The organism is Longispora urticae, assembly GCF_053902585.1.
Map to the genome: position 1 here is coordinate 75106 of NZ_JAQZSH010000024.1, position 26197 is coordinate 101302.

Here is a 26197-nt window from a genome sequence, read left to right on the forward strand (position 1 = left end):
CGCCGGTCATTGTCTTTCCGCCGGCCGTACGGGGTTCGCCGTGGGCGCGCACCCGGGCATGCCGGTCGTCCGAGCAGGTAACGGGCGTTACCGGGCACCGGGCCGGACCGGGGCGGGCCGTCGCCGACTGCGCACGGGCGCGGGCACACCGACCACGCACCGTCAGGGACAATGGTGCGGTGCCCATCGTGATCACCGACCCCGACGACCCCCGCCTCGCCGACTACCGCGCGCTGACCGACGTCGCCCTGCGGGTGGCCTTCGAGCCGCCGCACGGCCTGTTCGTCGCGGAGGGTGAGCTCGTGCTCCGCCGGGCGTTGCGGGCCGGGTACCAGCCCCGGTCGTTCCTCGTCGACGCCAAGCGGGTCGACCAGCTCCCGGAGACCGACGCCCCGGTGTACGCGGCCGACCAGGCCGTCCTGGAGCAGATCACCGGCTTCCACGTGCACCGGGGCGTCCTCGCCTCGTTCCACCGCAAGCCCGACCGCGACGCCGCCGACCTGCTGGCGACCTCCCGCCGGGTCGCCGTGCTGGAGGACGTCAACAACCACACGAACCTGGGCGCGATCTTCCGGGGCGCCGCCGGGCTCGGCATCGACGCGGTGCTGCTGTCCCCGTCGTGCGCGGACCCGCTGTTCCGCCGGTCGGTCCGGGTGAGCATGGGCGAGGTGTTCGCCGTGCCGTACGCGACGCTGTCGCCGTGGCCGCACGCCCTCGCCGACGTCCGGGCGCACGGGTTCGCGGTGCTGGCGATGACCCCCAGCCCGGAGGCGGTCCCGCTGCACCGGGCCGTCAAGACCGACCGGACGGCCATCCTGCTCGGCGCGGAGGGCCCCGGGCTGTCCCGGCACGCCATCGCGGCCAGCGACACCCCGGTCCGGATCCCGATGCGCCGGGGCGTCGACTCGTTGAACGTCGCCGCCGCCGCGGCCGTGGCGTTCTACGAACTCGGCCGTGAAGACGACTGACATGTTCCCCACCGTCCGCGACGTGCTGGTCCTCGACCCGGTCCGGTACGGTGCGCCGCGCGTCGTGGCGGGGCACGCCGGCCTCGAACGGCCGGTCCGCTGGGTGCACTCCGCCGAGGTGCCCGACATCGCGGGCCTGCTCAAGGGCGGCGAGCTGGTCCTGACCACCGGGATCGGCATGCCGGCCAGCGACACCGGCCTGCGGACGTTCATCGCGGAGCTGGCCGAGGTCGGCTGCGCGGGGCTGGTGGTGGAGCTGGGGCGGCGGTACACGAGCGGGGTGCCGAAGTCGATGGCCATCGCCGCCGAACGCGCCGGGCTGCCCCTGATCGAGTTGCACCGGGCCACGCCGTTCGTCCCGATCACGGAGGCCGTGCACGCGCTGATCCTCGACGCCCAGCTCGCCGAGCTGACCGCCACGGAGGCGATCCACCAGCGGTTCACCGAGCTCACGGTGGAGGGCGCCGACCCGGCCGAGGTGGTCCGCGAGGTGGCCCAGCTCGCGCACAACCCGGTGGTCCTGGAGAACCTGGCCCGCCAGGTGCTCAGCTACGACGCGGCCGGCGACCGGCCCGAGATGCTGCTCGACGGCTGGGAGGCGTTCAGCCGGGGCCTGCGGGTCGAGGGCCGGACCGGCTTCGACCCGGCCACCGGCTGGCTGGCCACCGTCGTCGGCGCCCGGGGACACGACTGGGGCCGGCTGCTGCTGCGCTGCGGGGGAGAGGGCCCGCCGCCGTCCCGCCTGATCATCCTGCTCGAACGGGCCGCCTCGACCCTGGCGCTGGACCGGCTGGTCCGCCGGGACGAGGAGGGCCTCGAACGCCAGGTGCACCGGACCCTGCTGACCGGCCTGCTGGAGCACTCCCGGTCGGCCGCCGAGATCGCGCTGCGGGCCAAGGCGCTCGGCGTCCCCCTGGAGCGCCGCCGGCTCGTCGGTCTCGTGCTCCGCAGCCGGGAGGACGAACGGGGCCCCGTCGCCGCGCACCTGCAACTCCGCGAGCTCACGGACAGTGTCGGCGCGGCGCTCCGCGAGACCCGGCTGGCGGGGCTGTGCGGGGCGCTCGACGAGCACGCGGTGGGCGTCCTGCTGGCCCTGCCGGGGGCCGACAGGGAGCCGGCGGCGCTGGCCACGTTCGCCGAGTGCGTGCACCGGATGAGTACAAGGGCGGTGCTGATCGGGGTCGGCTCCGGGGTGGACGAGATCCGGGAGGCGCGCCGGAGCCTGTTGGAGGCCGGCCAGGTGGCCCAGGTGGCCCGGCACGCGACCCGCCCCGCCCCGTACTACCAGCTCACCGATGTGGGCCTGCGCGGCCTGCTGCACCTGTTGCGGGGCGACGCGCGGCTCCAGACGTACGTGGAGCGCGAACTGGGGCCGCTGCTGGCGTCCCGGGGCGGGGTGCCGGGGGAGGAACTGCTCGGCGCGCTCCGGGCGTACCTGGCCCACGGAAGGAACAAGTCGGCGGCGGCCGCGGCGCTGCACCTGTCCCGCCCGGCGTTCTATGAGCGGCTGAACCGGATCGGCCGGCTCCTCAAGGTCGACCTGGAGTCGGCGGAGGACTGCCTGTCACTCCACGTGGCCATCCTGGCCCTCGACGCCCTCCGCGACTGACCCCTCCGCCCCCGGACCGGACCGCCCTCCCACCTCGGGCCAGGGCTGCCCACCCATCCGCGAGGCCCCCGCCTCCGGTGCCGAGCACCTGTCACCCGGCGCCCGATCCCAGCCCGGCGTCTCCTCCAGCACCCGAGCCGCCCCAGCCCCGCCCCCGGTGCCGAGCACCTGTCACCCACCCGCGACGGTCGAAGGATGCGGCGCCCCCGGATCCAGACTCAGCGCCGCCAACCAGGCCGCCCCCGCCGCCCCGTCCACCGCGGACCCGACCTCGGCCCCCGGCCACCGGGCGCCCATCTCCTCCCGTACCCGTCGGGCCAGGGGTGTCGGAACGGTCAGGAGCGAACCGGCCAGGACGATCGGGCTGGTCTCCTCCGGCCCCCGGACCGCGGCGGTCGAACGGAGCAGGTAGCCGGCGGCCTCGGCGATAAGGTTTTTCGCCACCGGGTCGCCCTCTGCGGCAGCTTCAAGAACTAATGGCGCGAATCTGGATAAAGTGACCGGTGGTCCGGTGTGCGCGGCGGCGATCAGAGCGCTCACCAGCCCGCGACGGGTCGCGAACACCGATTGCCCGACGAGTCTGTCCCTGATCATGGCGGTAAGGGAGGTTCCGATGCCCTCCTCTATGTCGGCGAGGGCTGCCCGAACGGCGTGCAGTCCTAACCAGAATCCCGACCCCCGGTCGCCGAGCAGCCAGCCGTGGCCGTCGGAGATCAGGCCGAGCCGGCGCGCTGTGATCTGTCCGGCGATCGCCCCGGTGCCGGCGATCAGCACGGTGCCGTCGGGGCTCGCGGTGCCGGCGGCGAACGCCACCACGGCATCCCCGATCTGCCGGACCTGGCAGGTGATGCCGTGGTCAGGCCATACTTCGTCCAGGGCCCGGCGCTCCTGGGCACCCCCGGCGAGTCCGATCACCGCCGCTCGGATCCGGCCCGGGTCGATCCCCGCCAGGGCGGCGTCGAGGGCGGTCCCGACGGCGGCCGCGGCGGCCTGCGCGCCGTGGGCGACGGGGTTCCCACCGCCCCCGCGACCGGTGCCGAACCGGACACCGTTCAGGTCGGTGACCACTACTCGGGACGAGGTACCCCCGACATCCAACCCAATGACCAACGGATCGGACACGATCAACCCCTCACTGTGGCGTGGCGCACGTTCATGTCATATTGTGCGCGGTAGAAGCAACGAGCAAGCAGTAATGGGCATCGAGCCGGGACTGTTAAGTAACAGTTTGAAAACATGAACCACAGGCTTGACTTGATGGTCGCTTCGGTAATAATTTTCGCCACAGGGCACGAGATCGAGGAAAGGGGTGAGGATCATGGCCGAGCAGGTCCCGAGCTACGCGACGGAACTGGCCGTCGGCGAGAACGTCCTCATCCGGATCCGCTCCCTGTTGCCGGAGCTCACCGGTGCCCTGCAGCGCGTCGCGGAGCAGGTGCTCGCCGACCCGCTGCGCGCCGCCCGGGCCACGATCGTCGAGCTCGCCGAGCGCAGCGGCACCTCCCCGGCCACCGTCACCCGGTTCTGTCGGGCCCTCGGCTTCGAGGGGTACGCGGAACTGCGGCTCGCGGTGGCCGCCGAAGCCGGGGCCGCCACCCGGGCCGCCGGTTGGAGCGTGGACATCGGTAGGGAGATCCTGCCGACCGACCCGCTGGACCGGGTGCTCAACCAGATCATCGTCGCCGACGCGCGAGCGATCGAGAGCACGGCCGCCCTGCTGGACCTCGACGCGGTCGACGCGGCGGCCACGGCCATCGCGAACGCCAACCGGGTCGACATCTACGGCATCGGCGGCAGCGCCCTCGTCGGCGCGGAACTCCAGATCTGTCTGCACCGGATCGGCGTCGCCTCCTGGGCCTGGACCGAGGTGCACCTGGGCCTCGCGAGCTCCGCGCTGCTCGGCCCCGGTGACGTGGCCCTCGGGGTGTCGCACTCCGGCGGGGCCCGCGAGACGATCGAGATGCTCGCCGAGGCCGGCAGCCACGGCGCGACCACCGTCGCGCTCACCAGTTTCCCCCGGTCGCCGCTCGGCGAACTGGCCGACATCGTGCTCACCACGGCGGCCACCGAGATCGCGTTCCGGCCCGACGCGCTGTCCGCGCGGCACTCGCAGCTGGTCGTCCTCGACCTGGTGTACGTGGCGGTCGCGCAGCGTACGCACGACCGCAGCCACGCGGCGTTCCAGCGCACGGCGCACGCCGTCGCCGGGCACCGCGACGAGCAGACCGCCAGCCGGCGGCGCGGCCGGGCAGTCCCCACGGTCGGGGGCGAATGATGACCGATTTTCTCGCAGGAGTGCACGAGACCCTCGACAAGGTCGCGTCCACCCAGGCGGACAGTGTCCAGCGCGCGGCGACGGCCATCGTCGACGCGCTGGCGGCAGGCGGAGTGGTGCAGGCATTCGGTGCCGGTCATTCCGAGGGCCTCGCGATGGAGATCGCGGGCCGGGCGGGCGGGCTCGTGCCCACCAACCGGATCGCACTCCGGGACATCGTCATCTACGGGGGAGAACCCCCCGAGGTGCTGTTCGACGCCTTGCTCGAACGTCAGCCGGGGATCGCGCACCGGTTGTACGAGCTGGCGGCTCCGCGTCCCGAGGACGTGTTCGTGCTCGCCTCGCAGTCCGGCATCAACGGCAGCGTGGTCGAGTTGGCGTTACTGATCAAGGAACGCGGTCACCCGTTGATCGCGATCACGTCCGTGGAGCATTCCTCCGCCGTCCCGCCGCGTCACCCTTCGGGGCTGAAGCTGGCGGAGCTCGCGGACGTGGTGCTCGACAATGGCGCGCCGTACGGCGACGCGGTGCTGCCGCTGGAAGGCGGCGGTGCGGTCGGCGCGGTCTCGGCCATCACGGGTGCGCTTCTCGCGCAACTCGTGACGATCGAGGTCGTCCGACAGATCCAGGCTGCGGGCAACACACCCCCCGTGTACCTGTCCGCGAACGTCCCCGGTGGGGACGAACACAACACTGCCCTCGAGTCGCGGTACGCCGGACGTATCCGGCGCACCGCCTGACCCGAACCGAGGAGACACACAATGTCCAAGACCCCTGACCTGCCTGGTGAGGTTTCCCGTCGCACGGTGATCACCCGGGCCGCTGCCATCGGTGCCGCGATCCCGGCCGCCGGCCTGCTCGGCGCGTGCGCCGGCGGTGGCACCGAGGATAAGAAGACCGACGCCTCGAACACCGGTGACGCCAAGAACCCGTTCGGCGTGAAGGATGGTGACCCGTTGGAGGTCGTCATCTTCAACGGTGGCTACGGCGAGAAGTACGCCAAGGACATCCACGAGCCGATGTACAAGGCCGCCTTCCCGAAGTCGGAGATCAAGCACTCGGCCCCGACCGAGATCTCCACGACGATCCAGCCGCGGTTCGCCGGTGGCAACCCGCCGGACTTCCTGAACAACTCGGGCGCCAAGGCGATCGACATCGGCTCCCTGGTCGGCGACGGCCAGCTGCTGACGCTCGACAAGCTGTGGTCGGCCCCGTCCTACGACGACCCGAAGAAGACGGTCAAGGACACCCTGATCCCGGGCACCATCGAGTCCGGTGAGTTCGACGGCAAGTCCGTCCAGCTCAACTACGTGTTCACCGTCTACGGCATCTGGTACAACTCGGCCCTGTTCTCCAAGAACAGCTGGGTCGCGCCGAAGACGTGGGACGAGACCACCGCGCTGTTCGACAAGATCAAGGCCGCCGGCATCACGCCGTACGCCTACGCGGGCGCCAACGCCGCGTACTACCAGTTCGAGGTCATCCTCTCCAACGCCGCCAAGATCGGTGGCGCCGAGGTGCTCAAGAACATCGACAACCTCGAGGACGGCGCCTGGCAGGTGCCCGCGATCAAGGACTCGCTCGAGTTCTGGGCCGGCATCGGCGCGAAGTACATGGACAAGGCGCACGAGGGCCTCAAGCACACCGAGGTCCAGCTCCAGCAGAACCAGGGCAAGATCGCGTTCTACCCGTCCGGCTCCTGGCTCGAGAACGAGCAGGCCAAGGAGACCCCGGCCGACTTCAAGTACGCGATGACCCTCGTGCCGAGCAAGGGCGCCAGCGACAAGATCGGCTTCACCGGCATCCACGCCACCGCGGGTGAGCCGTACGTCATCCCGGCCAAGGCGAAGAACCAGGCCGGCGCGCTGGAGTACATGCGCATCATGCTCTCCAAGAAGGGCGCCAACGAGTTCGTCAAGCTGAACGGCTCGCTGACCTCGGTCATCGGCTCCTCGGACGGCGCGACGCTGACCCCGGGCACCGCCTCGGCGAAGACCGCGCTCGACGCCGCTGGCAAGGACGTCTTCACGTTCCACATCAACGACTGGTACGCGGACATGAACACCGAGATGAAGGCGGCCACCAACGCCCTCATGTTCGGTCACCAGAACGTGGCCCAGTTCGTCGAGCGGGTCCAGAAGGCCGCGGACAAGCTCAAGAAGGACGCCAGCATCAAGAAGAACAAGGTCAAGTAGTAACGCGCAAGCGTCGCTTCCTACAAGACCGAGTGGAGAGCACAGGTCATGCGGCACGGTAGAAATCCGTTTATCATCGGCTTCTTGACGGCGCCAGTAATTCTGTACGTGTTCTTTGTGATTCTGCCTTACGTTGAGGCATTCTATTACTCGTTCACGAGCTGGCACGGTTTCCAGAAGGCCGAATGGGTTGGCCTCGCCAACTACCAGAAGATGTTCGACGATGACACCTTCTGGAAGGCTGTTACGCACAACGGGATCATTCTGCTGCTCCTGCCGCTGGCCACGCTCGTCATCGCCCTGTTCTTCGCCTTCCTCCTGAACGTCGGGGGGAAGGCGAAGGCGGGGGTCTCGCAGGGGGTCAGGGGGTCGAAGTTCTACCGCCTGGTGTTCTTCTTCCCCCAGCTCCTGGCGGTCCCGATCGTCGCCGTGCTGTTCCAGTCGGTGTACCGGCCGGACAAGTCCGGTGTGCTGAACGGCATGCTCGGCTGGCTCGGGATCAAGCCGGTCGGCTGGCTGATCGAGCCGAAGATCGCGCTGCTCATGCTCATCGCCGTGATGGTCTGGCAGGCCATCGGCTTCTACGTGGTGCTGTTCTCCGCGGGCATGTCGTCCATCCCGGCCGAGATCTACGAGGCGGCCGAGCTGGACGGGGCGACCCCGGCCACCACGTTCCGCAGGATCACGCTGCCCCTGCTGTGGGGCAACATCCAGACCGCGTGGGTGTACCTCGGGGTCGCGGCGTTCGACGCCTTCGCGATCGTCGACGTGCTCTCCAACAACCAGGGCGGTCCCGACTTCAGCACCACGGTGCTGTCGGAGGAGATCTACAAGTCCACCCAGGCCGGCAAGTACGGCTACGCGACCACGCTCGGTGTGGCGTTGTTCTTCCTCACCGCGACCTTCGCCGTGATCGCGTTCACCACCACCAAGCGCGAAACGATCGAGTACTGATGGGAACGAAGATGACGAAGAAGCCGCGCGGCAAAGCCAGCGCCTTCATGAGCCTCGGTCACATCGCGCTCGCGGGTTTCGCCGTGATGGTCATCCTCCCGATGCTCTGGGCGTTCATCTCCTCGTTCAAGAACAACTCGGAGATCTTCGACCACGCCTTCACCTGGCCGGCCGAGTTCCGGTGGAGCAACTGGATCGACGCGTGGAACACCGCGCACATCGGTACCTACTTCTTCAACACCGTGATCGTCGTGTTCTTCGGCGTCGCCGGTACGATGCTGCTCGGCTCCATGGCGGCCTACGTGCTGTCCCGGTACGACTTCATCGGCAACCGGGTCATCTACTACGCCATCATCGGCGGGCTCGGCTTCCCGGTCTTCCTGGGCTTCGGGCCGCTGTTCAAGCTCGTGCAGATGACCGGTGACTTCCCGGTGATCGGCCAGTTCCTGGGCCTCAACTCGTACGTGACCCTGGTCCTGGTGTACATCGCCTACTCACTGCCGTTCACGGTGTTCTTCCTGTCGGCGTTCTTCCGCACCCTGCCCACCTCGGTGGCCGAGGCCGCGATGATCGACGGCTGCTCGCACACCCGGCTGTTCTTCCGGGTCATGCTGCCCATGGCCAAGCCCGGCCTGGTCGGCATCACGATCTTCAACGTGATCGGGCAATGGAACCAGTACATGTTCCCGACGCTGCTGATCAACGACCCCGAGAAGTGGCAGCTCACCCAGGGCATCGCGCGGATCTCCGTGTCCGCCGGGTACGAGGCCAAGTGGGGGCCGCTGTTCGCCGGCATCTGCATGGCGATCATCCCGATGATCCTCGTGTACGCCTTCTTCCAGCGCCAGATCCAGTCGGGTCTCACCCAGGGCGCCGTGAAGTAGTCCGAAGCCGCGCGGCCCCGTACTGCCCACAGGCGTACGGGGCCGCTGCATGTCCGGGGCGGCGCAGGGCCGCCCCGGTCGCGCGGAGGTTCAGGTGGCCGCGAAGTACGCCGCCGCGACCGCCGTGTGGTTCGGGAACGCCAGCTCGGTGGGGCCGAAGATCACCTCGTACCCGCTGGTCTCCTCGGTCAGTTCCGTCGGCGCCGCCGCGATCTCCGGCACCAGCCCGAACACCAGGATGTGCCACTGGCTGCTCTGCACCGTGTGCAGCCGCACCTGCTCCGCGGCGAACTCGATCGTGGTCTCCTCGCGCAGCTCCCGGACCACCGACTCCTGCCACGACTCGCCGAACTCCATGAACCCGCCCGGCAGGCACAGGTGGCCGCGCTGCGGCTCGATGTCCCGGCGCACGGTCAGCAGCCCGCCGCCCCGCACCGGAACGACCGCGAGGGCCACGGGCAGCGGGTTGCGGTAGGTGAACTCGCCGCAGCCCTGGCAGTGCCGGGGCCACAGATCATTGGTGTACTTGGTGCCGCAGTGGGTGCAGAAGATCGCCATGGACAGATCCTGTCAGAGGGCTGTGGCACAGTCAGTGCCGTGGAGCGGATCGCGGTGGTGGAGACCCCGGAGGGGGGTTTCCGGCTGCGCGCGCTCGACCGGCCCGGCACGCCGACCGAGCAGGTCACCGACCCCGCGGCGCTCGACCGGCCCGGGGTCCGCTGGGTGTGGGCCGACACGTCCGCGATCTACCCGAAGCTGCTCGCCGCCGGGGTGCGGGTCACCGCCTGCCACGACGCCGCCCTCACCGAGGCCCTGCTGTCCGGGCACGACGGGAGGTGGGGCGAGCCGCGTGCGCTGCGGGCCGCCTGGGCGCGGCTGACCGGCGGGCCGGTGCCCAAGGACCCGCCGCCCCGGGAGCGCGACGCCCAGCCGACCCTGTTCGACCCGTTCGACGACGGGATGCCCGCCGGGGTCGACGCCCTCGACGCGCTGACCGCCGTGCACGCCGCCCAGGTCGCGCGGATCCCCGACCCGGCGTTCCGGCTGCTCGTGGCCGTGGAGTCCGCGGGCGCCCTCGCCGCCGCCGAGATGGGCCACGTCGGGCTGCCCTGGCGGGCCGACGTGCACGACGCGCTGCTGGTGGACATGCTCGGCGAGCGGGCCGGCCCGGGCATGCCGCCCCGCCGGCTCACCGAGCTGGCCGCCGAGGTGGTCGCCGCGCTCGGCGGGCCCGTGTTCCACGTCGACTCGCCGGCCGAGGTGGTCCGGGCCTTCGCCCGGGTCGGGGTCCGGCTGCCGTCGACCCGGAGCTGGGTGCTGAAGGAGGTGGACCATCCGGCCGTCGCGCCGTTGCTGGTCTACAAGGAGCTCTACCGGTTGTACGTGGCGCACGGCTGGAACTGGCTCGACGCGTGGGTGCGGAAGGGCCGCTTCCACGCGGAGTACGTGGCGGGCGGGGTCGTCACCGGCCGGTGGGCCACCCGGGGCGGGGCGGCGCTCCAGATCCCCAAGGTGGTGCGCCGCGCGGTGATGGCCGACCCCGGGCACGTGCTCGTGTGCGCCGACGCGGGCCAGCTGGAGCCGCGCATCCTGGCCGCGATGGCGGGGGACCGCCGGCTCGCCGAGGCCGCCCGCGACGCCGACCTGTACGCGGCACTGGCCGCCGAGGCCTTCGGGGGCGACCGGCAGCGCGCGAAGATCGGCATGCTCGCCGCGATGTACGGGCAGACGTCCGGCGAGGCCGCCGCCCCGCTGGCGACGCTGCGCCGCCGGTTCCCGGTGGCCCTGGACTGCGTGGAACAGGCCGCGCGGGCGGGGGAGGAGGGCCGGCTGGTCCGGTCACGGCTGGGGCGGACGTGCCCGTCGCCGTCGGTGGGCTGGTGGGGGGCCTTCGAGGGGTCCGGGCTCGACGGGCCGGGGGCCGGGGAGGGCGGCTCGGCGGAGGGCGGTGGGCTGGGCGCCGGTGGGGGCCGGTGGCCGGGCGCCGGCGGCCCGGGATCGAGCGGAGGCACGGGTGGCGGGTTCGGCGCCGGCTCGGGCCAGGGAGGTGGTCCCGGTGGAGTGCCGGGCGCGGAATCCGGTGGCGCCGGCGGCGGCTGGGGTGGCGCGTCGAGCGGGTCGGACGGTTCGGGCGGTCGGCGGGACGCCGGGTCCCGGGCGCGGGCCCGGGGGCGGTTCACCCGGAACTTCATCGTGCAGGCCACCGCTGCCGAGTGGGCGTTGGCGCTGGTCGCGGGCCTGCGCCGGGAGCTGATGGCGATCGACGGGGCGGAGCTGGTCTTCTTCCAGCACGACGAGGTGATCGTGCACTGCCCGGCCGGGGTCGCCGGACAGGTCACGGCGGCGGTCACGGAGGCGGCCCGGCGGGCGGGGGAGCTGCTGTTCGGGGACACGCCGGTGCTGTTCCCGGTGGGCGCGGCGGTCGTGGACTCCTACGCGGACGCGAAGTAGCCGGCACGGACCGCCGCACACCGGGTCGGTGACGCGTCGTAACCATATTGCGTTTGTGATCTCAGGGAGCTGTGTGGCTCACCCCGGTGAGCAGCACCCAGACCCGGCAGCTGTTCGCCGCCGAGCCGGCCAGGGGCGGGCCCGCCGTCGTGCAGGTCGTGCGCAGCGTGACGGTCTTGCCCGCAGGCACGTCCACCGGGGTGGCCACGTGGTGGTCGATGTCGCGGATGTTCGCCAGGGAGAAGACGAGGAGCACCTGCCCGTCGACCAGCAGTTCGACCTTGCCGGTGTCGCCCTGCGGCGCCTGGAAGAGCAGGTCGGTGATGCTCAGCGACGTCTTCGCGCCGAGCGTCAACGGCGAACCGGACGTGGTGCCGCCGTTGGCGACCGTGTTCTCCAGCCGGAACCGGTAGTTCGCGTGCACGGCGGCCGGGGGCTGCACGGGCGGCGGGGGCGGCGGCGGGGAGCCCTCGGCCTTCGCCTTGGCCTCCTTGGCGAGCTGCTCGGCGTTGCTGGCCTTCTCCGCGACCTGGGTGAGCGGCTCCTTCACCGACTCCTTCGCCGTGGACTTCACGGCCGGCTTGAGCAGCAGGAACCAGGCCGCGATCCCGGCGAGCACCAGGGCGAGCACGCCGGCCACGACCCGGGCCAGGGTCGGGGAGAACACCGGGGACTGCACGATCGCGCCGTCCAGGGTGATCGGCCGGGCGCCGTCGTCGGGGGTGACCGTGACCTGGAACGGGTGCGTGACCGGCTGCCCCCGCCACAGCCGCTGGTTCGCCCGGACCACGACGGTCGTGAACACGGCCTGGCCGGGCGGCACGGTGACGATCGACGGCCGGGGCGAGACGAGCAGCCTGCCGTCGGGGTCGCCACCGTCCACCTGCACCGTGACCGGCAGGTTGCCCCGGTTGTCGATGGCCAGCTCGTGCCTGGCGCGCCGGCCCCGCGAGGTCCGCGGGGTCAGCTCGGCCCCCGTGTCCGTGTACGCGAGGACCCGCACCACCCCCTCGGGCGCGGTGGCGGTCTCCGGGTGCTCCGTGGGCAGCACCCGGACGGCGAACGGCACCTCCCCCGCGGGGACGGCCGCCGAGCGGGGCGGATGGAAGGAGACCACGACGACGGTCTCCGCGCCGGGGTACAGGCTCACCACCCCGGGCTCGACGGTGGCCCAGGGCGCGGCGTCGCCGACGACCTGGAACCGGTACTCCTCGACGACGTCGCCGTTGTTGCGCAACGTCAGTTCGCAGGCGGACTGCGAGCCAGGGGTTACTTCGAGCACAGCGGAAGTCAGAGCGGCCAGGGTCGTCATGATCACGAGGTTATGAAGGGGTTTGCCGTGTCGGTACGGGCGGGCGGGAACACTTTCGGGCAAGAGTTCTGCCCGTTGACCCCACGTTGACTGGATGCTGAGGGGCATCGGTCATGCTCTCCTCAGATGTCCCTCTGGCACGGGGAGCAATTCATGTTGATCAGTAGAATCCCGGTGTACCTGCACGCCGCCGACCCGATCTCGCACGCGGGCGTCGCCGGCCAGTTGCGTCCCCGCCCGGAGATCCAGATCCTGGGCGAGGCGGAACTGGACCTCGCGAAAGTCGCCCTGATGGTGGTCGACACCGTCGACGACGAGGTCCTGCGCCTGCTGCGCAGCCTCCGGTGCGGCGGCGTCCACCAGCTCGTCGTCGTCGCCCGCCAACTCGCCGACTCCGACCTCGTCGCGCTCGTCGAGGTGGGCGTCGGCGGCCTGATCCGCCGCTCCGAGGCCACCTCGGACCGCCTCGTCTCCGTGATCATGAGCGCCGCGGCCGGCGAGGGCGTCATCCCGCCAGACCTGCTCGGCCGGCTGCTGTCGCAGGTCGGACAGGTGCAGCGCCAGGTCCTCGGGCCGCGCGGCCTGACGTTCTCCGGCCTCGCCGAGCGCGAGATCCAGGTGCTCAAGCTCGTGGCCGAGGGGCTGGACACGGCCGAGATCGCCCTGAAGCTGTCGTACTCGCAGCGCACGGTCAAGAACGTCCTGCACGACATCACCAGCCGGCTGCACCTGCGCAACCGGTCGCACGCGGTCGCGTACGCGCTCCGGCACGGGCTGATCTGATGATCCACGAGGTCGACGACGGGCTGCGCCGGCTGCTCCGCGAGGAGGCGCTCCGGGGCACCGAGGTCGAGATCGCCCTCGACGCGCCCACCAAGGACTGGGCGGCCCGGCGCAACGCGCCCACCGTCAACATGTACCTCTACGACATCCGCGAGGACATGCGGCGCAAACAGCGGGGCATGCTCAACGAGTACGGCGGGGACGGGACGGTGGCCGCCCGGCACTCCCCGCCCCGGTACCTGAAACTGTCCTATCTCATCACCGCCTGGACCCAGCGGCCCGAGGACGAGCACCGGCTGCTGTCGGACCTGCTCGTCACGCTCCTGCGGCACGACGCGCTGCCGGTGGGGCTGCTCAGCGGTTCCCTGGCCGGGTTCGGGCTGCCCGTGCCGCTGACGTGCGCGTTGCCGCCGCCGGAGGACCGGGCGTTCGCCGACGTGTGGACCGCGTTGGGCGGGGAGCTGAAGCCCTCGTTGGACGTGGTGGTCAGCGCGCCGGTGGATCCGGGGCGGCGGATTCCCGTCGGGCCGCCGGTCGAGGGCGGGATGCTGCTGAAGATGGGTGGGGAGAGCGTGTCGCACGAGGTGCCCGAAGGGGCGGAGCCCGGGGAGCCCCGGGTCGCGATGATGCGGTCGCGGGCCGGGCGGGGGGAGGGATGACGGCAGGGGACGGGGATCGGGCCGGGGTGATCCGGCCCGGGCAGGGGTCGCCGTTGCGGGCCGGGTTCGGCGCGGAACGGGAGTCGGCTTCCGGGCCGAGTGACCCTGACCGGGGTGACGGCGGGGCCGGGTCCGCCGCCGGGTCCGCCGCCGGGGACGACGACGGGCTCGGGCGGCTGCTCGGGCTGCTCGCCGACCTCGAACAACGGGTCCGGGTGGCCGTCGCCGCCCGGCGCGCCGCCGACCCTGCCCCCGACGACCCGTTCCGGGGGCTGTACCTGTCCGACGAGGCGATCGACGCGTTGCTCGACGCGCGGCGCGATCCGTGGCCGGCCGGCGGGCCCGCTGCCGAGGCAGGCGCTGTGGCCGGGCCCGCTGCCGAGGCGGGCGCTGTGGCCGGGCCCGTCGCCGCGGCAGGTGCTGTGGCCGGGCCCGCCGCCTGGACCGACCTCGGGCGCGATCCTGTTCCGCCTGGTGGACCCGGTCTCCGGGGTGTTCCCGGGCCGGATGCCGACGACCGCCTCGCCCGCCTCGCCGACGCCGCCCGCCTCGACCCGCTCGACGTGCGACTCCTCCTCGTCGCGCTCGCCCCCGACGTGGACAGCAGATTCGAACAGTTCTACGGGTACCTGAACGACGACGTCACCCGCCGCCGGGCCAGCGTCGGCCTGGCGCTCCGCCTCGCGGGGCTCCCCGAGGGCGCCGGCGCCGGCCGGGCCCGACTCGACGCGGGCGCCCCCCTGCTCGCCGCCGGGCTGCTGGCCGTCGAGGAGACCGACCGGCCCCTGCTGTCCCGGCCGCTGCGGGTACCCGACCGGGTCGTCGCGCACCTGCTCGGCGGCGACCTGCTGGCCCCGGCGCTCACCGGCCTCCTCACCGACGCGCGCCCCGAACCGCTGCTCGCGGAGCGGGCCGACGCCGTCCGGTTGGGGCGGGCGCTGGCGGGTGGGGCGCTGCTGGCGTACCTGCGGGAGCATGGCGGGGGCTCCGGACAGGCCCTGGGCGTGGCCGGACTCGCGGCGGCCGGTCAGTCGGCGCTCGCCGTGGACGCCGCCCGGTACGCGGCCGGCCCCGCGGGCACCGCGCTGGTCCGGGAGGCGGTGCTGCGCGGGGCCGGAGTCGTGTTCGGACCCGTCGACGGGTACGACCCCACGGACCTCCTCGACCTGTTCGGCCGGGTCGGCGTGCCCCTGCTGCTGTACGGCACCGTCGGCTGGGACCCCCGGTGGACGCACCGCCCGCCCCTGAACGTCCCGGCCGCACCGGTACCGGCGGACCTCCGTGCCCAGCTGTGGCGCACCGCCCTCGACGGCGCGCGCCTCGCCGACGGGGTCGACCCGGCCGCCGTCACCGCGCACTTCACCCTCGGCCCGCCGCAGATCCGCCGGGCGGCCCGGGCGGCGACCCTGGCCGCGTACGGCGACGACGGCGTCGTCCGCGCCGAGCACCTCCGGCACGGCGCGCGCAGCCAGAACGCCGCCGGCCTCGAACGCCTCGCCCGCCGGATCGAACCGGCCGTCGGCTGGGACGACCTGGTCCTGCCGCCCGCCGTCACCGGCCAGCTCCGCGAACTCGCCGGCCGGGCCCGGTACCGCGACCGGGTTCTCGACGAGTGGCGGATGCGCCCCGGCGGCGGGCGCGGCCGGGGCGTGACCGGGCTGTTCGCGGGGGACTCCGGCACCGGGAAGACCATGTCCGCCGAGGTCATCGCGGGCTCACTGGGCCTGGACCTGTACACGGTGAACCTGGCGACCGTCGTGGACAAGTACGTCGGGGAGACCGAGAAGAACCTCGAACGCATCTTCACCGAGGCCGCCGGCGTGAACGGGGTACTCCTCTTCGACGAGGCGGACGCCATCTTCGGCAAGCGGTCCGAGGTCCGCGACGCGCACGACAGGTACGCCAACATCGAGTCCGCGTACCTGCTCCAACGGCTGGAGACCTTCGACGGCCTGGCGATCCTGGCCACCAACCTGCGCGCCAACCTCGACGACGCGTTCACCCGGCGGATCGACATCGTCGTGGACTTCCCGCTCCCGGAGTCCGAGCTGCGGCGCGCGCTGTGGGACAGCTGCCTGGGACGCCTCGTACCCCGCGGCGACGATCTTGATCTGGGGTTCGTGGCCGGGGCGTTCGAGCTGGCCGGGGGGCACATCCGCTCGGCGGCGATCACGGCCGCCTATCTGGCGGTGGAGGCGGGGCGGCCGGTGGCCATGGTGGACCTGATCGGGGCGGTGGCGCGCGAGTACCGGAAACTGGGGCGGCTCTGCCTGGAGCGCGAGTTCGGCGGGTATCTGGAGCTGCTGGGGCCGTGAGCCGGGCGGTGCGGGCCTGCCTGGGCGCCGGCCGGGTGGTGCGGGCCCGGGCGGCACCTGCCGGAGGGTCGCCGGTCGTGCGCGGACCGTTCCTGGGGCGTCCGGGCCGCGCGCGGATCGTGGCGTGGCCGTCAGCTGTGCCCTCTCGGGCAGCCGACTGTGCCCCGCTCGCCCGCCTGACCTGGGGCATCCTGAGTACATGCGTGGGCATGAGCATGACGTCGAGGAGGCCGCCCGGCCGAAGGGCGACCGGATCCCGCACGAGGACACCGACCTGCTGGGGCGCGCCGCCGCCGCCGGCCGCCCCGATGTGCTCGGCCCTGCCGGGCTCCTCGGGCTGCAACGGGTCGCGGGCAACGCCGCGGTGGGCGACATGGTCGGGGACGTGGCCGAGTCGCCGGTGCACGGCGTGGTCAACTCCGGCGGCGGGACCGGGCTCGACCCGGACACCCGGGGGGACATGGAGTCCCGGTTCGGGCAGGACTTCGGCGACGTGCGGGTGCACACCGACAGCGCGGCGCACGACTCGGCGGCGGCGGTCAACGCGCGGGCGTACACCGTCGGCTCGAACATCGTCTTCCAGCGCGGCATGTACGACCCCGGCTCCGACCAGGGACGACACACCCTCGCGCACGAACTGACCCATGTGGTGCAGCAGCGCAGCGGGCCGGTCGACGGGACGGACGCGGGCGGCGGGGTACGGGTCAGCGATCCGTCGGACCGGTTCGAACGCGAGGCGGTGGCCACGGCGGACCGGGTGATGTCGGGGCCGTCGCCGGTCGCCGGGGTGGGGTCGGTGCCGGGGCCGGGCGGCGGCGGTGCGGTGCAGCGGGTCGCGGCCGGGGACGTGCAGCGGCACGCCGAGGACGACGCGGAGGTGCAGCGCATCGAGGACGGGGCTCCGATCGTGCAGCGCGAGGAGGAGGCCGCACCCGAGGAGGAAGAGGCCCCGGCCTGACCGGCACGCCCTGACCTGAAGACCCACAAGCCTTCATCGGGTACCGGCGCCCCGGCTCACCCGGTCGGTGACGTGCCCGTGCCCACACCGGCGACGCTGAGCTTTCGGCCCGCCTGGCGGCGGATCGCCACACTCTTCGGTGCTCGGTGCTCGGGGCAGGTGGCAGGACGAGCTGACCGAACTGGTCCAGGATGGCAAGCCGTTCCTGTCGCACCCGGGCGGTTCGTCCTCGGCAGGAAGCGGCGTCAGTCGGCGCGCTCGACGATGCCCAGGATCCCGCCGGCGAGACCGAGTCGGCCGGCGGGGGCGCGAAGTCACTACGGCTGTGCCGGCACCGGTAGGTCCAGGGCTCGGGCCAGTGCGGCGGTGACGGGAGCCGCGTGGTCGGGGAGATGCCGAGCGGTCCAGTCGGCGGCGAGCCGGAGGAAGTCGACCAGGTCTCGTTCGGCACCGTCGAGCAGGCGGCGTAGATCGGTGACCGGCAGCTCCGTCGTCGGACTGTCCAGGCCCTCGTCGGTGGTCAACCGGACGGTGTCGCCGTAGCGTTCGGCGAGCATGGACGGGTCGTGGCCGAAGGACGCCCGACCGTCGCCGTCCAGGACGTCCAGCCAACTGTCACGGTCCTCCAACCCTTCGCAGCAGCCGGGCACGAGCACGACGCCGGCGGTGGTGTCGGTGACTAGGAGCCCGCCGGCGACGAACAGGTCGTCCGTCGTGAGCAGCTCGTGCAGGAAGGCGCCGAGCGGGTCGGCCGGCCGAGGTGGTCGGCCGTCCTCGTCGGGGTCGATGTCGTTGCAGGTGGCGAAGCACAGCACAGCCGTGCCGACCTCGGCAGGGGTGAGGGCGGCACTGAGCGGCAGATAGACGAACGGTGCGCAGTCCGCGACCGGCCACAGGGTGAAGCCGTCGTGGATCGGAACCTCGACGACGGCCTGGATCACGAACACTCCGCGATTCTGTCGCACCCGCTGCTCGAAGCGCCTCTCCAATACCGCCCGGACCCGCACGGTGACACCCGTGGGCAGACGGACGTGATCGGAAACGGCGCCGAGCGCGGGCCGTCCCGCAGACTGGCGTGGACACGGCCCCCGGTGGGGCGTTCCGCGTTGAGCGCGGGGTCGGCTCGCTGGGTGGGCCCCGGGAGGGCTTCCGTGTCGTGAGTCGGGTCTGCCCGCACGTTGGCGTGCGCACAGGTCGCGTCGAGCGCGGGGCTGGCGTGCAGGCTGGGGTGCGTATGGGCCCCGGGAGGGCTTGCGTGTCGTGAGTCGGGCCTGCCCGCACGCTGGCGTGCGCACAGGTCGCGTCGAGCGCGGGGCCGGCCTGCAAGCTGGCGTGCGCATGGGCCTCCGGAGGGCTTCCCGTGTCGAGTTCGGGGTCGCCCCGAAGGCTGGGGCCGGCACGCGTCTCCCCGGAGGGCTCCCGCGTCGGGCACCGGGCTGGCCCGCACGCGGGCGCGGGCCACCCGGAGGGCTTCCGCGTCGATGCCCATGTCGGGCCCCGCGCGTACGCCCCCGCGGGCAGGCCGGCCTCGGCTAGGGGATCAGCACCCCCGGATTCAGAATCCCGGTCGGGTCCAGCGTGGACTTCACGGCGCGCAGCACCTCGACCCCCAACGGGCCGATCTCGGCCGCGTACCACGGCTTGTGGTCCCGGCCGATCGCGTGGTGGTGCGTGATGGTCGCGCCGGCCGCCGCGAGCGCGTCGCTCGCCGCCCGCTTCGCGACCTCCCACTGGGCGAGCGGATCGGGGCCCTGGGCGGCGGTGACGGTGAAGTAGAGGGAGGCTCCCGTCGGGTACACGTGGGAGATGTGGCACAGCACCAACGGCGGGGTGTCCTGCTCGACGAGCGCGTCGACGAGGGCCTCGCGCACGTTCTCGTACACCCTCGGGAGGGTGGACCAGAAGCCCGCCGTCTCCAGGGTCTCCACGAGCGCGCCCGCGTCGAGCAGCGCGTCGCGCAGGTACGGAGCGGAGAAGCGGCCCGCCGCCCACGCCTCGCCCGGCTCGGTGCCCAGCGGCTCGCCGCCGAGCGCGCGCAACCGGTCGGCCGCGAGTGCCCGGCGGGTCGCGACGTCGGCCGCGGTGCCCTCGAAGCCGATCAGCAGCTGGCAGCCGCCGGCGCCCGAACCGAGGCTGCCGGGGCGGGACAGGCCGATCGCGGTCTCGAACTCGTCGGACAGGCGCAGCACCGTCGGCGCGGGGCCGTCCTGGGTGATGGTGCGCATCGCGTCCGTACCACTCGTGAAGTCCTCGAAGGTCCACGCCTCGTAGTGCCGGGCCTCCGGAACCGGGCGGATCTGCACCGTGATCTCGGTGAGGACGCCGAACGCGCCCTCGGAGCCGAGCAGGAGCTGCCGCAGGTCGGGGCCGGCCGCGGAGCGGGGCGCCCGACCAGCCTCGAGGGTGCCCGTCGGGGTGGCGGCCCTCACCGCGACCACGAGGTCGTCGAACCGGCCGTAGCCGGCGGAGGACTGGCCGCTCGACCGGGTCGCGGCGTAGCCGCCCAGGGTCGCGTACTCGAAGCTCTGCGGGAAGTGGCCCAGAGTGAAGCCCTGCTCGGCGAGCAGCCGCTCGGCCTCCGGCCCCCGGATGCCCGGCTCGAACGTCGCGGTCCGCGACACCGGGTCGAGGCGCAGCAGCCGGCTCATCCGGGACAGGTCGACCGCGAGCACGCCGGTGAAGCCCTCCCGGTCCGCCACCAGGCCGCCGACCACGGACGTGCCACCGCCGAAGGGCACCACGGCCAGGCGGTGTTCGGCGGCGAGGGTCAGCAGGTGCAGGACCTCGTCGTGGGTGTGGGGTCTGGCCACCGCGTCGGGGGCGTCGACGGCGTCGCCCACCCTGATGCGGAGCAGGTCCGGGGTCGACTTGCCGCGCAGGTGTGCGAGCCGGTCGGTGTGGTCGGTGCTCACCTCGCCGAGCAGCGCGAGCACGGAGCCGGGGATCCGGCAGGGCTCCAGCGGCAGGTCGGCGGGGATCGGCGGGCCGGGCCGGTCGACGCCCAGCGCCTGGCCGAGCAGGCCCCGGACGGAGTCGGACAGGGTCGCGGTGCGGTCCGGGTCTCCCCAGCCGCCCCAGCGCATGGGTGCGTCGGTCGTATTCATGAGTTACACTGTGACACATGACGTCCAGTCGTAACAACCCGACGCGCGCAGACGAGGACCTTCTCCTCGACGCCGCCCGCGACCGGATCATCGCGGTCGGCCTGCGCCGGGCCACCCTGACCGACATCGCGCGCCGCGCCGGGGTGTCCCGGATGACCATCTACCGGCGGTGGCCCGACATGGCCACCCTGGTCGGCGACGTGATGACCCGCGAGTGGGTCGGCCTGATCGGCACCGTCGGCGCGGCGGCGACCGGCGCGCACACCCGCGAGCGCCTGGTCAGCGGCGTCGTCGAGGGGGTCCGCACGATGCGCGACCACCCCATGTTCCGCCGGATCGTCGACCTTGACCCCGAGGTCCTCCTGCCGTACCTGGTGGACCGGCGCGGCGCGAGCCAGGACGCGATGCTCACCCAGATCTCGGCGGGCGTCGTGGCCGGCCAGGCCGACGGCTCGATCCGCGCCGGGGCCGTCGACATCCTCGCCCAGTCGGTCCTGCTCACGCTCCAGTCGTTCGCGCTGTCCGCCCCGATCATGGGCGGCCCGGTCGAGGAGCTGGACGAAGAACTCTCCACCCTCCTCCATAGGTACCTGGCCCCGATCCCCGTCGGCGACCTCATCCCGGGCACCGGCTGGCAGGTGGAGTGGAGCCTCACGGGCCACGAGTCCCCGGACCGCGCCCGTGCCGGGTCTCCGGACCGCGCCCATGCCGAGAAGGTGGAGCTCGCCCGTGCCGGGTCTCCGGAGCTCGCCCGTGCCGAGGAGGCGGACCTCGCCCGTGCCGAGGCGCCGGGTCGCCCGGGTCGCGGGGCGTCCGTCTCCGGAGCGGGCGGTTCATGAACACCTCGTTGAACGCCGCACGCAGGGCCGCCGAGCTGGCAGCGCTGGATGAGGTGGACGTGCTCGTCGTCGGCCTCGGCGCGACCGGGGCCGGTGCCGCGCTCGACGCCGCCTCGCGCGGGCTGCGGGTCGCGGCGGTCGACGCCCACGACCTGGCGTTCGGCACCAGCCGGTGGAGTTCGAAGATGATCCACGGCGGCCTGCGGTACCTGGCCCAGGGCCAGGTCGCCGTGGCGTACGAGAGCGCGGTCGAACGCGGCACCCTCCTCACCACCACCGCTCCGCACCTGGTCAGACCCCAGCCGTTCGTGCTGCCCCTCACTCCTGAGGTGAGCGCCGGCCGCGCCCGGATCACCCGGATCGGGTTGGGGCTCGGTGACGGGCTGCGCCTCCTGGCCGGCACCCCGGGCCGCGTGCTGCCCCCGCCCCGCCGGATATCCGTCGCCGAGACGCTCCGCCTGGCCCCCGGCCTGCGTACAGAGGGGCTGCGCGGCGGCCTGCGGCACTGGGACGGGCACGTCGTCGACGACGCCCGGCTCGTCGTGGCCCTCGCCCGGACGGCGGCCGGGCACGGGGCGTCGATCCTCACCCGGTGCCGTGCGCTGTCCCTCGGCCCGGTCTCGGTGCTCCGCGACGAGCTGACGGGCACCACGTTCGAGGTCCGGGCCCGCGCCGTCATCAACGCAGCCGGGGTCTGGGCCGGCCAGCTCGACCCCACGCTGCGGCTCCGGCCCTCGCGCGGCGCGCACCTCGTGCTGCCCTCCGCGCTGCTGGGCGACCCGACGGCGGCCCTGAACATCCCCGTCCCCGGCGAGCGCTCGCGCTTCGTGCTCGTCCTCCCCCAGGGCGACGGCCGGACGTACGTGGGCCTGACCGACGTCCCCGTCGACGGCGAGCCCCCGGACGTGCCCGTGCCCTCCGCCGAGGAGGTCGACTTCCTGCTCGGCGCGGTCCGGTCGGTGTTCGCGACCCCGATCCGCGAGGACGACGTGATCGGCGCGTTCGCCGGGCTGCGTCCCCTGCTCGCCGCCGACGGGCACACGGCCGACCTGTCCCGCCGGCACGCGGTGCGGGTGTCCCCGACGGGCGCGGTGACGATCGTCGGCGGCAAACTGACGACGTACCGGCGGATGGCCTCCGACGCCGTCGACCGGGCGGTCCGACTCGCCGGGCTCCGGTGCGGTCCGTGCGTGACGCGCCGACTGCCACTGGTGGGTGCCGAGGGCGCCACGGGCGCCACGGGTGCCACGGGTGCCACGGGTGCCGAGGTTGCCACGGGTGCCGTGGTCGCCGCGGGTGCCGAGGGCCCGGCAGGGGAGAGGGACGCGCCGGGTGCCTCGGGGGCCGTGCTCGGCGACGCGGCGGGCGTCGTCCCCGACCGGCTCCTCGCGCGCTACGGCACCGAGGCCGCCCTCGTGGCCAGGGGGGACCTGACCCCGGTCGCGCCCGGCCTGGACGTCACCCGGGCCGAGCTGGACTGGGCGGTGCGACACGAGGGCGCGCTCGACGAGGATGATCTGCTGGACCGGCGGACCAGGATCGGCCTGGTGGCCCCTGACCGGGCTGCGGCACTGCCCGCCGCACGCGCGGCCCTGCACCCCTGAGTCGGGTTCGTCCGGGCGGAAGTCCGCCACGCTCCCGCCCGAACCGGACATCCGTTATCCCCTTGGCGCACCTTGCGATCATGGGCGCATGACATGGACAGCACCCGAGATCACCCGTACCCGCGCCCCGCGACTCGCCGACGAGCGCACCGCCCTCCAAGGCTGGCTCACCTTCCACCGCCAGACCCTCCTGCACAAGTGCTCGGGCCTGACCGCCGCCCAGCTCAAGACCGCTTCCGTCGAGCCGTCGAACCTGACGCTGCTGGGGCTCGTCCGGCACATGGCCGAGGTGGAGCGCTGGTGGTTCCGGACCTGTTTCGCGGGGGAGACGCACCCGGACCTGTACAACACGGACGAGTACGAGGACGGGGACTTCGACCTGGTCGCCGACGCCGACGCGGAGTCCGACCTGGCGACCTTCGTGGTGGAGTGCGACCTGGCCGACCGGACCGCCGCCGGCCGTTCCCTGGACGACACGTTCCCGAGTCCGCGCTCCCCGGAGCTGCGGATCGACCTGCGGTGGGTCTACGTGCACATGATCGAGGAGTACGCCCGGCACAACGGCCACGCGGACCTCATCCGCCAGCGGATCGACGGCGCGACCGGCGAGTAGCCGCCCAGGCCCACCCGGCCCGCCCCGAGAGGGTGGCGACACCCGCCAGGCCCCCCGGTCCGCCCCGAGGGATGACGGCACACCCGCCAGGTCCCCGGACTGCCCCAAGGGATGGCGGCACACCCGGTCCGCCCCGAGGGGTGGCGACACACCCGCCACCACCCCCGGGCACCCCACCTACCAGCCGAACCCGGCCGCGTACGTCACCTCGGCCAGTACCCGCTGACCCTCGTTGTTCGGGTGGAAGTAGTCCCACCCGGACACCTGGGACAGCTGGAACGGGTAGTTGAACACCACGTTGCCGTCGAACTTGCACCGCGAACCGTACGCCGCGCAGGCCTGCGCGAGCTGCGTGTTGTAGTCGGCGACCCGCTGCCGGACCCGGTCGCGCCGGGCGACGTCGGCCGCCGCCGTGGAGGTCGGGTTGGCGAGCATCGACTGACACACGTTCCCGACGGACCACACGTTGCGGGCGTTGCTGTTGTCCTTGCCGATCTGCCAGAGGCGCTTGAGGTCGGGCACGCTGGCGATGAACACGGAGGAGTTGGGCAGGCCGGTCTTGATCCTGGCCAGCGCCGTGTCGAGCTGGGCGCGGTAGGTCGCGACGGAGGTCATGCCCGCCTCGGAGGACGCGCACGCGTCGTTGGCGCCCATCAGGATCGTCACGTATCCCGCGCCCTGGGACACGGCGGACCCGGCCTGTCCGTTGAGGTCGGCCATCGTGGCGCCGGTCTTGGCGTCGTTGAAGGTGTTCCCGTCGATGCCGTCGTTGACGGAGTTGATCCGGTCGTAGTGCGACTCGATGTAGCCGTCGATGCCGGTGCTCCACGAGCGGCGGGTGCAGTCGCTGTACCAGCCGCACGCGTTGAAGCCGCGGGTGATCGAGTCGCCGAGGCTGGCGATCGAGTTGGGGGCCGGCGGGGCGGCGAACGCGGCCGCGGGTGCCGCGACGGCGAACGTGACCGCCGCGGCGAGGACGACGAGGAAACGCGTGGATCTCACTGGGCCTCCTGGAGGGGGTGGCTCCACTGTGTTCAGTGGAGCCTCCGCACGATATGGCCTGGTGAAGATCAAAAGCGACGCCGTGGGTGGAGATTTCACCTTCCGTCCCGCGAGCATTCGACTCGCCGCCCACAGATCCGATCTTGACGGGTACGCAGCGCAGCCGGCCGAACACCCGTCCGTCCCACCGGGGCCGGCACGGCCGCCGAGCCCTCCCGGGAGCCCCGGCCGGTCCGCGTGCACCCCGACGACCACGGTCGCGCCCCGATCCGCCCGCGCGCGACGTGGCTTCGACGGCCGCCCGCCGACCCGCGCGGGAGCCCCGCCTACCAGCCGAAACCGGCCGCGTACGTCACCTGCGCCAGTACCCGTTGCCCCTCCGCGTTCGGGTGGAAGTAGTCCCACCCCGACACCTGGGAGATCTGGAACGGGTAGTTGAACACGGCGTTCCCGTCGAACTTGCACAGCGACCCGTAGGCCGTACAGGCCTGGGCCAGCTGCGCGTTGTAGTCGACGACCCGCTGCCGGACCCGGTCGCGCCGGGCGACGTCGGCCGCCGCGGTGGAGGTCGGGTTGGCGAGCATCGACTGGCAGATCCCGCCGACGGACCAGAAGAACCGGGCGGTGCCGTTGTCCTTGCCGACCTGCCAGAGGCGCTTGATGTCGGGGACGCTGACGGCGTACACGTAGGAGGTGGGTAGTCCGCTCTTGATCTTCGCGAGGGCGGCGTCGAGGTTGGCGCGGTAGGTCGCGACGGAGGTCATGCCGGCCTCGGTGGAGGCGCACGCGTCGTTGGCGCCCATCAGGATGGTCACGTAGCCGGCGCCCTGGGAGACGGCGGTGGCGGCCTGGCCGGGCAGGTCGGCGCTGGCGGCCCCGGAGACGGCGTCGTTGTAGTTCTTCCCGTTGATCGCCGGGTTGACGGCCCTGATCCGCAGGTACTGGCTGTTGACCGTCCCGTCGGTGCCCGTGGCCCAGGATTTCTCCGTGCAGTCGCTGTACCAGCCGCACGCGTTGAACCCGCGCGTGATCGAGTCGCCCAGGCTCGCCATCGAGCTCGGCGGCGGGGGCGGGGCGGCGACCGCCAGGGCCGGGGTCGCGAGGGTGACGGCGGTGGCGGCGGCGAGAACGGCGAGGATGCGAGTGGGTTTCACTGTGCCTCCCAAGGGGTGTGACCACTGTGCGCAGTGGTTACCGCACGGTAATACCAGGCATAGATCAAAGGCAATGGCTGCTGTCGCGCCTCCGACACGGTGGGTGGTGAACGGCGCATCGGGACCGTACTATGTGTTGACTGGCATCTATGGGAGGTTTCGGATGCTTGACCTGGTGCGATTCGACGTCGGAGACAGCACTTCGATCGTCGTGGAGGCCGAGGTGGGCGAGTCCGGGTTCGGGCGCGCGGCCCTCGGCGTCGACGGCATCGGGATCGCCGCGGTCTCCTTCGAGCACGCGCTCGGCCAGATCCGCAGTGTCGCCGACGCGGCCCTCGGGGAGCTGCGCCAGCTCGCGTCCTGCCCCGACGAGATCGAGTTGGAGTTCGGCGCCAAGTTCGACGGCCAGATCGGGGCGGTGCTGGCCAAGGCGTCGGCGGAGGGCCATGTCCAGGTGCGTCTCACATGGAAGAAAGCTGCGGACTGAGCCGTGCCGGGGTCGCGGAGGCGTGACGCCT

At 72.5% G+C, this 26197-nt stretch carries 22 protein-coding genes and 1 pseudogene; 16 read left to right on the forward strand and 7 right to left on the reverse strand.

Annotation, left to right across the window (positions count from 1 at the left end):
* Positions 1-179 precede the first annotated feature (179 nt).
* Positions 180-968 carry a TrmH family RNA methyltransferase gene (locus tag PT931_RS15210; RefSeq protein WP_456246390.1) on the forward strand — a complete coding sequence of 263 codons (789 nt, stop codon included), beginning with the start codon at positions 180-182 and terminating at the stop codon, positions 966-968.
* 1 nt (position 969) lies between these two features.
* Positions 970-2577, forward strand: a complete 1608-nt coding sequence (locus tag PT931_RS15215) for a PucR family transcriptional regulator (protein ID WP_456246436.1) — start codon at positions 970-972, stop codon at positions 2575-2577.
* A 171-nt stretch (positions 2578-2748) separates the two neighbouring features.
* On the opposite strand, the gene PT931_RS15220 is transcribed toward PT931_RS15215, so the two are convergent.
* Positions 2749-3699 (reverse strand): N-acetylglucosamine kinase, encoded by a 951-nt coding sequence (locus PT931_RS15220; RefSeq protein ID WP_456246391.1) that lies wholly within the window; start codon positions 3697-3699, stop codon positions 2749-2751.
* 196 nt (positions 3700-3895) lie between these two features.
* Between PT931_RS15220 and PT931_RS15225 the strand changes: the two genes are divergently transcribed.
* The 5 genes from PT931_RS15225 (at position 3896) to PT931_RS15245 (ending at position 8885) form a co-directional block, all read left to right on the forward strand.
* A complete protein-coding gene (locus PT931_RS15225) occupies positions 3896-4852 on the forward strand; it encodes a MurR/RpiR family transcriptional regulator (protein ID WP_363728672.1) in 957 nt (318 codons plus the stop codon).
* Complete coding sequence (locus PT931_RS15230) at positions 4852-5592, forward strand: SIS domain-containing protein (RefSeq protein ID WP_363728671.1); 741 nt, start codon at positions 4852-4854, stop codon at positions 5590-5592. The genes PT931_RS15225 and PT931_RS15230 overlap by 1 nt, the downstream gene beginning before the upstream one ends.
* Positions 5593-5613: 21 nt before the next feature.
* Positions 5614-7047 (forward strand): N-acetylglucosamine/diacetylchitobiose ABC transporter substrate-binding protein, encoded by a 1434-nt coding sequence (gene ngcE, locus PT931_RS15235; protein WP_456246392.1) that lies wholly within the window; start codon positions 5614-5616, stop codon positions 7045-7047.
* A 213-nt stretch (positions 7048-7260) separates the two neighbouring features.
* On the forward strand, positions 7261-8001 hold the full coding sequence (locus tag PT931_RS15240; RefSeq protein ID WP_456246393.1) for a carbohydrate ABC transporter permease: 741 nt from the start codon (positions 7261-7263) through the stop codon (positions 7999-8001).
* On the forward strand, positions 8001-8885 hold the full coding sequence (locus PT931_RS15245) for a carbohydrate ABC transporter permease (protein ID WP_456246394.1): 885 nt from the start codon (positions 8001-8003) through the stop codon (positions 8883-8885). The genes PT931_RS15240 and PT931_RS15245 overlap by 1 nt, the downstream gene beginning before the upstream one ends.
* A 90-nt stretch (positions 8886-8975) precedes the next feature.
* Here PT931_RS15245 and PT931_RS15250 read toward each other — a convergent pair whose 3' ends face one another.
* The gene (locus tag PT931_RS15250) at positions 8976-9443 is read right to left on the reverse strand and encodes an NUDIX domain-containing protein (RefSeq protein ID WP_456246395.1); all 468 of its coding nucleotides are present in this window, start codon (positions 9441-9443) and stop codon (positions 8976-8978) included.
* A gap of 39 nt (positions 9444-9482) precedes the next feature.
* Here PT931_RS15250 and PT931_RS15255 point away from each other — a divergent pair, with 39 nt between their 5' ends.
* A complete protein-coding gene (locus PT931_RS15255; RefSeq protein WP_456246396.1) occupies positions 9483-11336 on the forward strand; it encodes a bifunctional 3'-5' exonuclease/DNA polymerase in 1854 nt (617 codons plus the stop codon).
* Positions 11337-11397: 61 nt separating this feature from the next.
* On the opposite strand, the gene PT931_RS15260 is transcribed toward PT931_RS15255, so the two are convergent.
* Positions 11398-12648 carry a COG1470 family protein gene (locus PT931_RS15260; protein ID WP_456246397.1) on the reverse strand — a complete coding sequence of 417 codons (1251 nt, stop codon included), beginning with the start codon at positions 12646-12648 and terminating at the stop codon, positions 11398-11400.
* A gap of 153 nt (positions 12649-12801) precedes the next feature.
* Here PT931_RS15260 and PT931_RS15265 point away from each other — a divergent pair, with 153 nt between their 5' ends.
* The 4 genes from PT931_RS15265 (at position 12802) to PT931_RS15280 (ending at position 17363) form a co-directional block, all read left to right on the forward strand.
* The gene (locus PT931_RS15265; RefSeq protein ID WP_363728664.1) at positions 12802-13431 is read left to right on the forward strand and encodes a helix-turn-helix transcriptional regulator; all 630 of its coding nucleotides are present in this window, start codon (positions 12802-12804) and stop codon (positions 13429-13431) included.
* The gene (locus tag PT931_RS15270; RefSeq protein ID WP_456246398.1) at positions 13431-14090 is read left to right on the forward strand and encodes a DUF4255 domain-containing protein; all 660 of its coding nucleotides are present in this window, start codon (positions 13431-13433) and stop codon (positions 14088-14090) included. The genes PT931_RS15265 and PT931_RS15270 overlap by 1 nt, the downstream gene beginning before the upstream one ends.
* A complete protein-coding gene (locus tag PT931_RS15275) occupies positions 14087-16405 on the forward strand; it encodes an ATP-binding protein (protein ID WP_456246399.1) in 2319 nt (772 codons plus the stop codon). Before PT931_RS15270 ends, PT931_RS15275 begins: the two co-directional genes overlap by 4 nt.
* Before the next feature lie 199 nt (positions 16406-16604).
* The gene (locus tag PT931_RS15280; protein WP_456246400.1) at positions 16605-17363 is read left to right on the forward strand and encodes an eCIS core domain-containing protein; all 759 of its coding nucleotides are present in this window, start codon (positions 16605-16607) and stop codon (positions 17361-17363) included.
* Between the two features lie 317 nt (positions 17364-17680).
* Here the strand turns inward: PT931_RS15280 and PT931_RS15285 are convergent, their stop codons facing one another.
* The gene (locus PT931_RS15285; protein WP_456246401.1) at positions 17681-18310 is read right to left on the reverse strand and encodes a hypothetical protein; all 630 of its coding nucleotides are present in this window, start codon (positions 18308-18310) and stop codon (positions 17681-17683) included.
* 585 nt (positions 18311-18895) lie between these two features.
* Positions 18896-20467 carry an FAD-binding oxidoreductase gene (locus PT931_RS15290; protein ID WP_456246402.1) on the reverse strand — a complete coding sequence of 524 codons (1572 nt, stop codon included), beginning with the start codon at positions 20465-20467 and terminating at the stop codon, positions 18896-18898.
* Between the two features lie 17 nt (positions 20468-20484).
* Here PT931_RS15290 and PT931_RS15295 point away from each other — a divergent pair.
* The 3 genes and pseudogenes from PT931_RS15295 to PT931_RS15305 form a co-directional block, all read left to right on the forward strand.
* Positions 20485-21066 (forward strand): annotated as a pseudogene (locus PT931_RS15295) (TetR/AcrR family transcriptional regulator); the annotation flags it as partial.
* A gap of 236 nt (positions 21067-21302) precedes the next feature.
* On the forward strand, positions 21303-22910 hold the full coding sequence (locus tag PT931_RS15300) for a glycerol-3-phosphate dehydrogenase/oxidase (protein ID WP_456246403.1): 1608 nt from the start codon (positions 21303-21305) through the stop codon (positions 22908-22910).
* Between the two features lie 88 nt (positions 22911-22998).
* A complete protein-coding gene (locus tag PT931_RS15305) occupies positions 22999-23523 on the forward strand; it encodes a DinB family protein (RefSeq protein WP_456246404.1) in 525 nt (174 codons plus the stop codon).
* 177 nt (positions 23524-23700) lie between these two features.
* Here the strand turns inward: PT931_RS15305 and PT931_RS15310 are convergent, their stop codons facing one another.
* Both PT931_RS15310 and PT931_RS15315 read right to left on the reverse strand, forming a co-directional pair.
* The gene (locus tag PT931_RS15310; RefSeq protein ID WP_456246405.1) at positions 23701-24525 is read right to left on the reverse strand and encodes an SGNH/GDSL hydrolase family protein; all 825 of its coding nucleotides are present in this window, start codon (positions 24523-24525) and stop codon (positions 23701-23703) included.
* A 326-nt stretch (positions 24526-24851) separates the two neighbouring features.
* On the reverse strand, positions 24852-25679 hold the full coding sequence (locus tag PT931_RS15315) for an SGNH/GDSL hydrolase family protein (protein ID WP_456246406.1): 828 nt from the start codon (positions 25677-25679) through the stop codon (positions 24852-24854).
* Between the two features lie 175 nt (positions 25680-25854).
* Here PT931_RS15315 and PT931_RS15320 point away from each other — a divergent pair, with 175 nt between their 5' ends.
* The gene (locus PT931_RS15320) at positions 25855-26166 is read left to right on the forward strand and encodes a CU044_2847 family protein (protein ID WP_456246407.1); all 312 of its coding nucleotides are present in this window, start codon (positions 25855-25857) and stop codon (positions 26164-26166) included.
* The last annotated feature ends 31 nt before the right edge of the window (positions 26167-26197 follow it).

Coding starts and splice junctions, on each gene's coding strand:
- PT931_RS15215 (WP_456246436.1), top strand. CDS start 970: ATGTTCCCCACCGTCCGCGACGTGCTGGTCCTCGACCCGGTCCGGTAC.
- PT931_RS15225 (WP_363728672.1), top strand. CDS start 3,896: ATGGCCGAGCAGGTCCCGAGCTACGCGACGGAACTGGCCGTCGGCGAG.
- PT931_RS15230 (WP_363728671.1), top strand. CDS start 4,852: ATGACCGATTTTCTCGCAGGAGTGCACGAGACCCTCGACAAGGTCGCG.
- ngcE (WP_456246392.1), top strand. CDS start 5,614: ATGTCCAAGACCCCTGACCTGCCTGGTGAGGTTTCCCGTCGCACGGTG.
- PT931_RS15240 (WP_456246393.1), top strand. CDS start 7,261: ATGTTCGACGATGACACCTTCTGGAAGGCTGTTACGCACAACGGGATC.
- PT931_RS15245 (WP_456246394.1), top strand. CDS start 8,001: ATGGGAACGAAGATGACGAAGAAGCCGCGCGGCAAAGCCAGCGCCTTC.
- PT931_RS15250 (WP_456246395.1), bottom strand. CDS start 9,443: ATGGCGATCTTCTGCACCCACTGCGGCACCAAGTACACCAATGATCTG.
- PT931_RS15260 (WP_456246397.1), bottom strand. CDS start 12,648: ATGACGACCCTGGCCGCTCTGACTTCCGCTGTGCTCGAAGTAACCCCT.
- PT931_RS15265 (WP_363728664.1), top strand. CDS start 12,802: ATGTTGATCAGTAGAATCCCGGTGTACCTGCACGCCGCCGACCCGATC.
- PT931_RS15270 (WP_456246398.1), top strand. CDS start 13,431: ATGATCCACGAGGTCGACGACGGGCTGCGCCGGCTGCTCCGCGAGGAG.
- PT931_RS15275 (WP_456246399.1), top strand. CDS start 14,087: ATGACGGCAGGGGACGGGGATCGGGCCGGGGTGATCCGGCCCGGGCAG.
- PT931_RS15280 (WP_456246400.1), top strand. CDS start 16,605: ATGCGTGGGCATGAGCATGACGTCGAGGAGGCCGCCCGGCCGAAGGGC.
- PT931_RS15290 (WP_456246402.1), bottom strand. CDS start 20,467: ATGAATACGACCGACGCACCCATGCGCTGGGGCGGCTGGGGAGACCCG.
- PT931_RS15300 (WP_456246403.1), top strand. CDS start 21,303: ATGAACACCTCGTTGAACGCCGCACGCAGGGCCGCCGAGCTGGCAGCG.
- PT931_RS15305 (WP_456246404.1), top strand. CDS start 22,999: ATGACATGGACAGCACCCGAGATCACCCGTACCCGCGCCCCGCGACTC.